The following is a 13,624-nucleotide window of genomic DNA, read 5'->3' on the forward strand; positions in this document are numbered from 1 at the left end:
TTTACAGTCCCTGTTTTGGCTTACCTTAATCTGACTCCAACACCGCCGCTAGATAGCTGCTTGCCGGCCGCTCTTACTGCTATACCAGCTATAGTACCAGCAATGGCGCTATTCCCCACGGTTCCTGTACCAGCTAAACGCCCAAGCACGCCAACTGGCACGTTACGGTTCCGGGTATGGGGTTAAATTTGGTGTTATATATTCGTTAGTTTCTTTCTTAATCGTATCGCCCATCCTGGATAATTTTGTCTCATTAAAAAATAGAAAATTCCCTGTAACAGCTTTATTAACACAAATCGCGATGACATAAAAGGCAACAAGTCCAGCGATTGCAAGGGCAATATTTTTAAATAGCCGTTGATAATTTCTATGTTTTTCAAGCGTTGGTTTGGCGGCTGCAAGCAAGTCAGCGCAATTTTTGGCAAATGTTTCATGATTAATGGTTGCTGCTTCAAAGGCATTTAGCTCTCGGCTTAAATCGTCTGCCAGTTTTCGGGAAATTGCGGCATCCTTTTTATCTAAACCATCAGCGGCGCAATACAGTCTTTGGATTGTTGCCTTTAAAAGTATCCCAGGGGGTAAGGCAGCAATACATTTTTCCAATTCCTGCGCGGTTTGGGGATGGACGGTTTCATAAGCTTCTAATAACCTTGCAATAGAATCCATTGAACCATCGAAATTAATATTGGATACAAGCTCGCGATCCTGTTTATACCATTGGCGGTATAAACTCCCGCTGAAATGCGACTGATCATTTAAACGCTGAAGCAAATATTGAAGCAGTGTCCTGATCTGTTCGGGATTATTGCGGTTTATTTCAGAAAGCGAATTTATCAGGTTTGTTTGGGCCAGGGCTCGTGTGTCATTTGCAATTTTACAAATTTGTTTTGCTGCACCATAAGGCGTCAAGGCAAAGCCTGGCTTTGGTTGTTCTGTAATATAACCTGCCAAATGCAGTATTTGCATAACCGAGTGCGCACAGTTATTGCGTAGTAAGTCGTATTGTGTTTCTCTAGTTGGGTAATGGGGGAAATAAGGTGTTTTTTCTGCAGCAGCTATAAAATCATGCCAGCTTTTTGGGCTTACTGGTAATTCTATACAAACAGGCGTACCGCGTACTCGCTGATTAATTTCCAATAGATAGGTGCCGCCCCAGTCAAAGAAATATTCTTGCCGTTTATAATTGGTGTGACCCTTTTTAAAGAGGTCAAAAAATGGGTGTTCAGGAGCGATAACACGGCTGCTGCAATCCGCTTCGAAGTTTGTAGCAAGCAGGTTTAATTCCTGTTCTGACAGCGAATTCAATTCAGTTTCTTGCCATTCCCCCTCTTTATTACCATAAATAATATATTTGTTATCCTCTTTAAATAAGATAGGAATATGATTTATTCTGGCTTCGGATTTCTGACGTTGCTCATACTTCTTACATCGATTCCTGCAGGTGTAGCGGATACCGTGAGCTGGAACAGTGTTTTCTTGAAAGGATATTTTTACGGCGATGTGCCCGAATTTCAGCATGTTTAAGGGTGGGTAATAATAAACGGTGGCTTTTAACATAGTGAAATGGCATTTATTGTTTAATAATTTGTCATATTGTACTGTGTTTTGTGTTTAAGAGCAAGGAATTTACTTGGCTTTGTAACCTTTTTCCCTCTCCCCAACCCTCTCCCATATCGGGAGAGGGGGTATGGTGTTTTTCCCTCTCCCCAGCCCTCTCCCGTATCGGGAGAAGGTGTATGGTGTTTTCCCTCTCCCCAGCCCTCTCCCGTATCGGGAGAGGGGGTATGGTGTTTTCCCTCTCCCGATACGGGAGGGGGGTATGGTGTTTTCCTCTCCTGACACGGGAGAGGATGTATAATGTTCCCTCTCCCGTATCGGGAGAGGGTTTAAGTATGTAGCTGACCATCTGACACTAGTGTAGTACTCACTGATGATTGCGGTACTGAACTATTCGTTTGGAAAAAACTGCCGACATAATCAACAGCGCTTTTGAGTAGCCCGGGTTGTGCTGGCTTTCGTTCCTCTGGCAGGGTGATTTTCTCAAACTCCCCCCCATCTTCAAAATGCCGCGCTACCGGATCGCTGCTGTTTGACGCCAGCAAATGCCGGAGTTGTTCATCATTGCCGTTTCGGCTATAGAGTGCGATTAATGCATGACGGTTGGATATAATTGGATCTTTATTTTGCTCAAGCCAACGGCTGACTTCGAAGGATAAGTGGAATTTATAGGTTTCATAAAATGAATTAACCAACTCACGAGTTTTTTGTTCATTAGACTTGTCTCTGCTTAACTCAAACCGGATTAACTCGCGGTGAAGATTTTGCCAGTGACTTAATGCAGTCGGATTGCTACAGTTTTCCATAAGCTCTGCCAGAGTTTCAGTCTGAGCTGGTTCGAAAGTCGGCGGAACGGCAGCAGGCTGTCGTTTTTCATGGGGAGCCGCTTTATGTTTCTCAAACGGCTGGACAATTTGTGGCGCTTTGGGAGTAAAAAATCCCTGCCAGCCGTAAAATCCAAGCCGTTGCCACCACAGTGACCAAGAGAGAAACCAGCCTTTTTGCTGGCTTAGCGACAATTCAAATTTGGCTTCCGCTATAGCGGCTTTCACTAATTTGAGTTCTTCGGAATTTGGCTTAAGTGATTTACCGGCTTCTAAAGCGAGGTTGATGAAATCGCTATAACTTAATTGTTTTGCCAGACGTTGCAGTAATGTTTTTCCATTATAAGCAAGAAGCGTTGCTGTTAATATACCATTCAATAAATGATTATGATCGGTAAAACAATCGAAAATAACCCGGCGTTGCAGTTCAGGAACTTGAGTATAGCCAGTTAATTGCGCCAACATCTGAAAATAGGGTTGGGCCTGGCCGTTAGCCTGAAGCAGACTGAAATATTCTCCGATAAATTTTTTCAACTTCTGCTCATTGCCGCTATAAAACAGCAGAAAATAATTAAAGGTTGAAATCTGATCATAATCCTTACTGACCGCCGAAATTGGCGAATTATCCTGACAAAGGTGATTAAATGTAACGGTTTTGATCACTGCTTTAAAAGTGTTAATCACCTGATTACCTTTAGGGAGTATAATCGGCTTGTTAATACAGGTCAGATTCAACTGGCCGTCATCATAAAACAGGGAAAAATCGCCTTGAGCCGCGCAGCTGCTGACATAATCGCCAGTCAGCTCTCCGATAGTTGTGTGTACCGGGGCAAACTGGCTGTGCTCACTGAGCCGGCTTAACAGGAAAATGGTTTGGGTATCGAGCTTCATATCCTTTTTTTTGACAATACGGATGAATTCGCAGATGCAGTCAGCGAGGTTAGTCTGGCCATGTAAAAAGCGTTTGATTGCATAGACAAGGTGCGACTCCTGAACTGTAGTCAGATTTAAAAAGAAATGCGGATTATGCTCAAGCAATGATTGATAAATTGGATGGTTAGGATTTTGAGCCAACAGATTTTTAAGCAGTACAGGATATTTATCAGCAATAACAGCTAGCCCAAGATGGGCATTGGGCATAGTTGCGAAGTTAGCCAGCCAGTAATTGACAACTTTTTCTTTTTCGCTTCCCAGGCGATTAAAGAGAATTTCCAGTCTGGCCTTATTAAACAATGAGAAGTGCCTGACAGAACAAAACAGACTGGCGGCGGCTTCGGGATTGAGCTGGTTTAACATGGCGTCATTGACAAGCTGTGGCGGCAATGCTCGTATTAGCGGCGTCAGGCGCGGTCTGAGTGCGTTTTGCCCGCTTGCGATATCTCTGATAAAACTGTTTTTACCAAGGTTATCGATATAATCGTTTCTGCAAAGCAAGTGAGCGGCGAAACAGCCTCTTATCGTGGGATCAGTGATACAGGATAAAGCGATAACATCATTTGCGGTAATCATATTGGATGCCAGCAGCTTGATAAGCTGTTCCGGATTGCTGATAATCGCTGACTGGTATTTCTCAAATTTCAGCGCCTTGGTTAATAAGTCGGTTTTATTCGTTTCCGGTAATTTAAACTGTTCAATTAACCACTCCCAGCTGCCGCACATTATTTTAGCTTCACTATCGATATCCTGATGGGCAGCTACCTTGCCAAGCAGCCATTTGCTTTTTTCTTTCGGAATAGCGGCATTCTGTAATTTGCTATATAACGCGGGCAATTGATTATGCTTTGCCGTTTGATCAATTAATTTTCCCATCCAGAGTTCCTGCTCGGGGTGGATATCGCCGGTTTGCTGTAACCAGAGTGCGGCGCCTTCGGCAAAAGTGCCTGGATTACCACTAAGCAATGCTGATTGCGCCAGACTGTGGTAATAAACCTGGGGTTGATCAAGCAATACATGCGAGTCGAGTTTCTTCAGATAATGGAGAGCATGGCTTTTAGTAAGGTCACGCACGCCAGCCAGCAGCTCTTTGGTTTCCAGCTGATTATTTGCTGCCAGCAGGCTGGCATCGGCGCAAAACAGGGCGCGTCCTGTTGTGGATAACATGGCGCTGGATTTTTTCCACTCACGCAGTTCTGCTACAGGTTCAATATAAAACTGTATGTGCTGGATCAATAACGATTGTTTCAGCGTATAGCGATTAGTTTCTGAGGCGCTGGCAAGTAAGGGTTGGCAGAAGGTATTCCAGGCTGAGCCGGCAAAATAATAGAGCAATTCTTTATAGGGTTCCGGATCTCGCAATGCAGCAGTGATAACCGCTGTCGCCATGGTTTCTGATAATGGGATCTTTCTTGCAGGTATTAAACGGTTGAGGCAGCTCAACAATTGATCCCCCAACGGATTGACAGAAGCCAGGGCTGGAAGATAGCTATTCAGACAGTGAGCCAAATCACTTGTAGAGAGTCCACTGCTCTGTTGTTGTAATTCTTCAAGCCGGCCGCTATCCTGAGAGTTGTTATGATAACAGAATGCTTGGCGCCGCAGGCTATTAAACTGACTTTCAAGTATTTGCCGCCTGTTTTCAAGTTCCTGCATTTCTGACTCGAACCATTCAACATCGTATTGGCCGCTTGTTTCTTCTGGCAATAAAAATTTTGTTATATCGTTGTGGCCTTTTGCTTTGCATTCGATAACCAAGCGAAGTAATTTGGCCAGTTGCTTTAATCCTGCCCATTCAAGAATGGGTAAAATGTCGGCGTCTGGTGTGTTTTGCTTAAAGATTGTGATAAAAGAAGCCAGATCTTTTGATGAGCCTGCTTGACTATAAGTCCTGGTAAAGGCTGTGTATGCGGCCAGTTTTTTCCGAGCGGCAGTAATCTCTTGAAAAAGCGCCCTGGCAGGGAGGGCAGAAACAAGTTGGGTGAGCAGTTCGTCATTCAGGTATTTGCTTGCAAGGCTGAAAAAACAAAAATTGATCAATTGGCTTTGAAGTAAGTGGTGTTTTAGCAAGTCCTGGCTGGTTAATGCAAACTGTAATAATTGCTTTGCCCGCTCTGCCAGAATAGCTTCGGCAGCAGTATGCGAATTGTGAGTCATATTTAATGCCCGTGCAAGCTCTGCTCTGCCGACAGTTGTCGGATTTAATGACAGTAATTGCCTTGTGCCGGCGCCGGCAAACTGACGGATCAGATTATGCTCGCGCTGATAGCTTTGGCAGGCGGATGCTATCAACTCACTATGTTCTGGGATATTTACTGATTCAAGGTATTTTTGCGCCAGCTCACCAAGCTCGTGAAGGCGTTTAGCTAGTGCCGAACGAAAATCGCTTGCCCTCAAGTAATCAACGATTTCCCGATAAAGAGCAGTTTTATTAATGATATCTGAGACGGCGTTGCCTCCAGCTGAAGTAAACTCATGATGAACACCCAGCAGTACTTGAGAAATTAACGGCAGGCATACAATCCACGAGGACGAAGCCAGGATTTGGGATGGATTGTTTTGATAATCGGTCAGTGGTTTAAAAAAAACGGGTAAATGTTGCGCATCAATTAAAAATTGCAATTGATTATATATTATTCCTTGTTGAGCAGCGGGCTCAAACGATTCAATAAAACGTAAATCGATTCTCCCTTTCTGCCAGGGATTAAGTAAACCGCTCTCTGCCAGTTTATGGAGAAAATTACCTTTAGTCAGCGTTATTGGCGATTCAGGGTTTTTAAGGTAGTTAATCAGCATCTGATAGTAGCCGGGAGCATGACTAAGCGCCCGCTTCAAACCCTCTTGGGCATGGCCCGCGGCATAATTTGCCAACATGGCGAGTGCCTGAACGCTGAGTTTTATCTGTCCAAACCAATTTTCCGGCGGTATTTTTGCTCTTGCCAGATAATTAAACAGTAACTGGGTGAATGATAATTTGGCCGCGATATCAGGTTGACCGCATAATATTCGATAGAGTTGTTCCGAAGAGGTAATTTTTGCCAGCAGCTCATCTCGAATGGATTGCGGGAGTTTACCAAAATCAGGGTGGCGCATCAGATAATCGGTGTAGCGTTCCTGTCCGGGTTGTTGCAGATAGAGTTGATAAATGGCAGTGATGGGCAATGATTTGGTAATAGATGTTAGCGCATCGTGTTGAATTTCCTGCAGTGATGACGCCTTCAGCAATTGCTCGGCAACGGCCGCCCGATTTTGAGGGGTGAGCCTGTCAAACAGCATAAGGTATTGCACATAACTCATAGCAGGCGGCAGGATTAATAATTTTTTAAGCATTTCCTGAAAATCGCGCGCAGCCAGCAAATGCGTATTAAAGGAAAAATTAATCCCTTTTAACAAAATATGGGTTAATTGCTGGAACAGGATTTCGTTTTCACGAGGGTCCTCCAGACAGGATAAAAACAGCCTGCCAAACAACGGTTCGTTAAATAGCCCTTCCAGCCAGTCTGGATGATGCAGGATTAAAGACAGAAACTGCCCTTTACATGCAATGGCAAGCTCTGTTTCATGAGCAATAATATTGAGAAACATTTGCATGATTTGCCTAATCAGCGGTAAATCATGCGCTGTTGTCAGCGGCAAAGGTAATAATACCGAAATAAGGCCGATGAAACTTCGGATCGGCAATCGGGTTGTGAACAGGAGAGGAATTGTCCGGTTGATAAAATCCTGTTTTGCCTGATCATCTGCCAGGCTGTTTAAAATGGCTTGCCCCAGGTCGAACTGCTGATTGTCACGGCAGTTTAAGCGATATAACTCAGGCAAATAATCTTTCAGGCAGGGGAGAGCGCACAGCTGTTCAAGAAAATCTGCCTTTTGCGGTAAAGTATGGAGTAACTCATTTAATGCGTTGACATCAGGATGCTGGTGGGCCATGAGCAAAGGCAGCCAAGAGGCAAAGCGGGCGACAAGCGTTTTATCATCCAGAACGCTGGCCAGAGCGCTGAGATCACTTACTGTCAGTTCGGGTAGTGTGCTGCTGAAATGGTTAAGCGAGGCGATCAGTTGGCCAAGCCGAGGTTTAATCATTTCATTCTGATAGTTATTTCTGGCCGCAATTACTGCTTTGATAAAGCTTGTCGTTTTACTCGCGTCCTGAAGATTGAGACACTCTGAAATTTTAAGCCAGTTACTTTCTGTTTCAACCTGCAAGGAGTATGGCAGGATACCAACATAGACTGCTTCAGGTGTGGAAATAAGAGCCTGCGCTTTAATTTGGGTTAAATATAATGCACTTTGAGCCGGATCTTTATCCCGCACCTGACATGCTACGGTAGCTAGCAAATTATCAAAATAATCCGGCTGACCTAATAGTTTAATGAACGATTGCCATGTCGGCTGATCAGAGGATTGGGCTAGTAAACTCATCAGGGAGTTTTGCAGTGCCTGATAATTTTGTTTGCCATTGACTTGCAGTTTAGCTGCCGCAGATTCAATATTTTTAAGGAGAGTAGCCAGTTTTTGAGGGTCTGAGCGAAAATGATATATTAAGTTATGTACAATCTGAGCGTAATCACTAATCTTAGTCATATTAAGCACCCTGATAAAATAAATCTCATTTGTTATGTACCAATTTCTGACTGGTTCGCACAGCTCGGCAAAACAACCTGGCCGGAGTAACAATGCCTGAATCAATTCGGAGCTATGATCGTGCTCAATCCATTGATGAATGGCGTCATTTGCGGCTTTACTTTTCAGGCGGGAACAAAAATGAAGCAATAACGCATCAAATATGGGGCGGTACAGCGGGTTCTCGCTGCTTTTTTGCAGCAACAAGTGAAGTAATTCCAACAGTTTCTGATCCGGAATGATTGTTAAATTGATCAGCAATAACTGATGGAGCGTGTAATTGTTAAGGATTAAGAAAATGAGGCTGTCAGCATTTTGCAACCTGTGAGTCAGGATGAGGGCATACTGGGAGGCAGGTGCTTGCAAACGTTGCATATAACAGCATAATTCCGAGATGAAGGAATCGGATAATGGTGTGGCAATGGCGATAATTTCATCAGGCTTTGATTGTTTGAGTAATTGATAATAATGAGGAATAAGCAGATTAATTGAGCAGCCTGCCTTCATCAGTTCGCTCAGCCAGAGTGCTTGTGTGTGTTTATGTATCGCTAACTGGCTGCAAATACGCGTAATCAGGTCCGGGTAGTTAAGTAGTTTAGCGCTTAATTCAGTAAAAAATGACGGCTGCCCCGGTTGCAGCATGGTTTCCTTGAGGCGGGAGAAATAACTGTCTGCCAACTGGATTTTCGCATGCTCGGGCTGCTGATAAATTGTTGTCATAAAAGCAAGAAATTCAAGCAGTTGCTGGTTATTAAAACTTGCTAATAATAAGCCGGATACTGATTTGTTAAGATAGGCGCTCCCGGTTAAGTAACTTTTGGCAAGGGTGCGCTCAGGCGAGTCATTAGAAATTAATTGCTGAAGGACTTTCGAGTCTGATTCGTGATCTTTATAAAGCCTGTCGATGAATTGGACGATAGCCAGCGGATTGCCAGTATGATGATTAGCGATATAGCGTTGTATCAGCCGGGATCTATCAACGCCCGGCTGTTCGAACAACCAGTGCAATGCATCATGAGCCAGCCGATTAAATTGGCTGTCATTCCAGTCATAGTGGCCCTTACTGTCAAGCAGCTCATTAATCAGCGCCGTTTTTCTTTCGGAATTTTCTTCTGCCATGTGGATTCGGGTGAGCATTAGCAGATTGGCAAGTTCGGGATTTTGAATGACCAGATTGCGATAAGTTTCCTGAGTTTGTGCGGCTCTCGCCGCTAACTCAATAAGCAGGCGGCGGAAATTAGCCAGATGAGTTTGGCGAAGTCCAATCGAATGCTTATCTTCCTGATTGGCATACAGGGCTGCTGTTTCCCTGAATTTGAATAATAGTTTCGTTATTTTTCCGAGACGGCATTTACGTAATTCCGCAATTTGCTTCTCGTTTAGTTTTTCTAAGGGAAGATCCGCCAGCAGTTCATCTACTATGTCAGCAGCCATGCAAAACTCCTTGTAAAATCAATATTTCAGGCTATTTCTGCCAAAATCCTCGGGTGAATAGAATGAGCAGGGAAAATATTTCCAGCCGGCCTGCGATCATGGCGAAAATTAATACCCATTTACTTCCCTGGTTTAAATTGGCAAAGTTTGTACTGATTGCGCCAATTCCAGCGCCAGCATTGGACAACCCGGCAATAATGGCTGAAAAGGATGTGATAAAATCATTGCCCAAGGCCATAAACACAATCACTAACAATAGATATAAACCGATATACGCAGAAATAAAAGCCCACATCGATTGCAAAATCTGTTCAGGCAGACAGTGTCGGCCAAATTTAAGCGGTGCGATGGCATGAGGATGGAGCAGACGAGTCATTTCGCGTTTGCCCTGTTTGAAAATAAGTAACGCCCGTATTATTTTAATTCCGCCGCTGGTTGAGGCAGCGCAACCGCCAATCAAGGCAAGTAAAACAATAAGCAATGGCAGGAAAGTAGGCCAGCTGCCAAATGTTTCTGAAGTAAAACCGGTAGTTGTTGCCATGGAAATGACATTAAACAGGCTTTTAACTACGGTATGATGATTGGCTTTAAAAAAGCCATAGCAGATAAGGCATACCGCAACCGTGGCGGTTGCGAAAAAAAGAAAGCCGATATAGCAGCGGAATTCTTCATCTTGCCAATAGTGTTTTAATGAGCGTTTTTTAAAGGTAAAAAAATGCAGGGCAAAACTGGTTCCGCCGAGCAGCATAAAAAGGCTGGCGACCAGTTCAATGCTGCTGCTGTGATAATAGGCAAAGCTGTTATCGTGCATTGAGAAGCCGCCAGTCGAAACAGTAGCAAAACTTTCTCCCAGCGCGTCAAACCAGTCCATGCCACAACCCCAGTAGCCCAGCATGCAGAGCAGGGTCAGCAATACATAAATTGACCATAATGCTTTTGCGGTCTGGGCTATGCGCGGCGTAAGCTTGCTGTCTTTCATGGGACCCGGTGTTTCCGCCCGGTAAAGCTGCATGCCTCCAACGCCGAGCATGGGTAAGATAGCCACCGCGAGTACGACAATACCCATTCCGCCCAAAAATTGTAACTGTTGGCGGTAGAACAATAATGCGCTGGGTAAGCCCTCCAAATGCCTGATTGCGCTTGCCCCTGTTGATGTAAAACCTGATACTGATTCAAATATGGCATCGGTGACAGTGTGTTGAGTCAAATTAAAAATAAACGGTAAGGAGGCAAAAAAACACAGCACAAACCAAAACAGCGTAACCAGTAAAAAGCCGTCACGCACTTTTAATTCCTGACGTTGATTACGGCAACATAGCCACAATAATGCGCCAGTAATAAAAGTGCAGCCAAATGCCGCTATGAATGAACGCCCGGTTTGCTCGTAAAAAATAAAATTAATGATAAGCGGGCTCAGCATGCTCACACTGAACATCATGAGCAAAATGCCAAGCAGGCGGAAAATCGTTTTAATCTGCATCGCACGGCCCCCTTCTACGTTAAAAGGCGATACTCACCTGAAACAGCGCTTCGATTTGCCGGATATAACGTCTGTTAAGCGATAACAGAATAACATGATCGCCTGATTCGATCAGCAGATTTGGCGTGGCCATAATAACTCGCTGATTGCGGATTATCGCGGCTGCCGAGCAACCCGGCGGTAAGGGGATCTCTGCCAGAGAGCGTCCGACAACCAATGAGGTGTGCGAATTGCCATGGGTAACCAGTTCGATAATTTCTGCTTCATTGTTTTGCAGCCGTTGGACCTTTATCATATTGCCACGCCGCAATTTGGTTAAAATACAGCCAATTGTAATCTGTTGCGGTGAAATGGCCTGATCAATGGCGCTGTCATCAATCAGTTCGATATAAGCAGGGCGATTAATCAGCGCCATGACATGGCGTGCTCCCAGCCGTTTGGCTTGCAGGCACGACATAATATTGGCTTCGTCATCGTTAGTGACAGCACAGAAGACATCGGCGAATTCAATATTCTCATTAAGCAGCAAATCACGATCAGCAATATCGCCTTGTAATACAGTGCCCTTGCGTAATTGCGAAGCCAGGCTGCTGGCGCGATTATTATTATGTTCAACAATCTTAATCTGATAGTTGTTTTCCAGCGCTTGCGCCAGCGAGGTGCCAATATGGCCGCCGCCAGCAATAAAAATACGATGATTAGGCTGGGAGGAATGCTGGCTTGAGGCTGTTAATACCTGTTGCAAGGTTTTAGGCGTTGCAGCAAACAAGACATTATCACCCGGTTGAATCACAACGTCTGGACTGGCTTCGATAGATTGGTCGCCGCGAAATACCGCCATAATCCGAACCTCTGCGCCATTGAGAACCTGGTATAACTGTTCGACGCTCTTGCCGGTCATCATGTCATTAGGAGATGTGTTTATTGTTCCCAGCAATATTTTTCCGTCCGCAAAATCAAAAATCTGAGTTGCCTCGGGATAGGTAATGAGGCTTTGAATATGGGTTGCAACCAGCTTTTCCGGGCTGATAATGACATCGACTGGAACATGGTCATTATGGAATAAATGAGGATAATTATAATAATGTTGTGAGCGGATGCGGGCAATTTTAGTGGGGGTGCGAAAGAGGCTATAGGCTACCTGGCAGCCAATCATATTAATTTCATCACTATCGGTAACCGCAATTAACATATCCGCGTGCTCGATCCCTGCTTCAATAAGGACGGAAGGATAAGAGGCCGAGCCATGGACAGTCTGTATATCCAGGCGGTGGTGCAATTCTTTTAAGCGGTTTTCATTGAGATCAACCAGCGAGATGTCATTGTTTTCCTGCACCAGATTTTCTGCCAGTGTACCACCAACCTGGCCTGCACCCAAAATAACTATTCGCATGACAACATACCGCTATATAAGACGCCATCGTAAACGAAACTGGCAGGACCGGTCAGTAAAACCGGACTGGATTCGTCTGGCCACTCAATAATAAGCTCACCGCCCGGTAACATCACATGGATACGGCTGTCGAGTTGGTAATGCAGCTTACCGACAATCGCCGCGGCAACTGCGCCGCTTCCGCAGGCTTGTGTTTCACCGCAGCCGCGCTCGTAGACCCGCAGGGCAATATGATTTTGGTCAATAATTTGCATAAAACCGGCATTAGTCTGCTCAGGGAAATTGCAATGTTCACTGATTTCCTGACCAAGTGCGGCAACTGGCGCTTCAGCCACGTCATGAACGACACTGACGGCATGTGGATTGCCCACATTGACGGCGTGTATTGAATGCAGCGTGCCATCCTGCAGCGAAAGCTGATAACTTGCCGCTTGTTGAAAGGCCAGCATGGGAATATCAACCGGGTGGAATTTGGGTAGGCCAAAGCTTACGGTTACACTGTCATCGCCATTGATAGTTAATTTCATCACCGTAGTGCGGGTTGCAACCGTAATGCTGTCTTTGTCGGTTAGTTGCTGGTGTTGGATAAAGCGGGCAAGGCAGCGGGCCCCGTTACCGCATTGACCGACTTCCTGGCCATTGGCATTGAAGATACGGTAAAAAAAATCCACAGCAGGATCATTGCTTGATTCAACCATGAGGCATTGATCAAACCCAATACCAGTATTGCGCTGTGCAAGCATTGCAATTTCATGCGGCAGCAGGTTAACAGACTGGTTAATGGCGTCTATGACAATAAAATCATTCCCCAGCCCATGCATTTTAGTAAATCGTAAATTCATTTCTGGCTCACTGTAGTATTTGCCGTGGGTTTATGAGTCTTCAGGCAGATAGAATCCCTACACACAAGGCTCCCTCTCCCGTATCGGGAGAGGGCTGGGGAGAGGGCAAACTTTAGATAACCAGCAGCTTGTTCTGGCGCAATTTTTTCCCTCTCCCCAACCCTCTCCCGATACGGGAGAGGGAGCAATGCTATTTTAGTAAGTTGTCGATTCATTTCTGGCTCGCTGTAGTATTTGCCGTGGGTTTATGAGACTTCAGGCAGATAGCATCCCTGCACACAAGGCTCCCTCTCCCGTATCGGGAGAGGGCAAACTTTAGATAACCAGCAGCTTGTTCTGGCGCAATTTTTTCCCTCTCCCCAACCCTCTCCCGATACGGGAGAGGGAGCAATGCTATTTTAGTAAGTTGTCGATTCATTTCTGGCTCACTGTAGTATTTGCCGTGGGTTTATGAGACTTCAGGCAGATAGCATCCCTGCACACAAGGCTCCCTCTCCCGTATCGGGAGAGGGCAAACTTTAGATAACCAGCAGCTTGT

General features: G+C 45.0%; 6 protein-coding genes. All 6 read right to left on the reverse strand.

Annotated features, from left to right (window positions below; genetic code table 11):
• Positions 1-20 precede the first annotated feature (20 nt).
• Complete coding sequence (locus ACFORL_RS06035; protein WP_382342104.1) at positions 21-161, reverse strand: hypothetical protein; 141 nt, start codon at positions 159-161, stop codon at positions 21-23.
• Between the two features lies 1 nt (position 162).
• Positions 163-1,557 (reverse strand): hypothetical protein, encoded by a 1,395-nt coding sequence (locus tag ACFORL_RS06040; protein WP_382342106.1) that lies wholly within the window; start codon positions 1,555-1,557, stop codon positions 163-165.
• 329 nt (positions 1,558-1,886) lie between these two features.
• Positions 1,887-9,371: a hypothetical protein gene (locus ACFORL_RS06045; protein ID WP_382342108.1), complete on the reverse strand. Its 7,485-nt coding sequence runs from the start codon at positions 9,369-9,371 to the stop codon at positions 1,887-1,889.
• Positions 9,372-9,402: 31 nt separating this feature from the next.
• Entirely contained in the window at positions 9,403-10,851 is a 1,449-nt protein-coding gene (locus ACFORL_RS06050; RefSeq protein ID WP_382342110.1) for a TrkH family potassium uptake protein, read from the reverse strand.
• Positions 10,852-10,870: 19 nt separating this feature from the next.
• Positions 10,871-12,244, reverse strand: coding sequence for a Trk system potassium transporter TrkA (gene trkA / locus ACFORL_RS06055; protein WP_382342112.1), 1,374 nt, complete (start codon positions 12,242-12,244; stop codon positions 10,871-10,873).
• Positions 12,235-13,086, reverse strand: a complete 852-nt coding sequence (gene dapF / locus ACFORL_RS06060; protein WP_382342114.1) for a diaminopimelate epimerase — start codon at positions 13,084-13,086, stop codon at positions 12,235-12,237. The genes trkA and dapF overlap by 10 nt, the downstream gene beginning before the upstream one ends.
• Positions 13,087-13,624 lie beyond the last annotated feature (538 nt).

The sequence above is a fragment of the Legionella dresdenensis genome (assembly GCF_042649825.1).
Lineage (GTDB): Bacteria > Pseudomonadota > Gammaproteobacteria > Legionellales > Legionellaceae > Legionella_C > Legionella_C dresdenensis.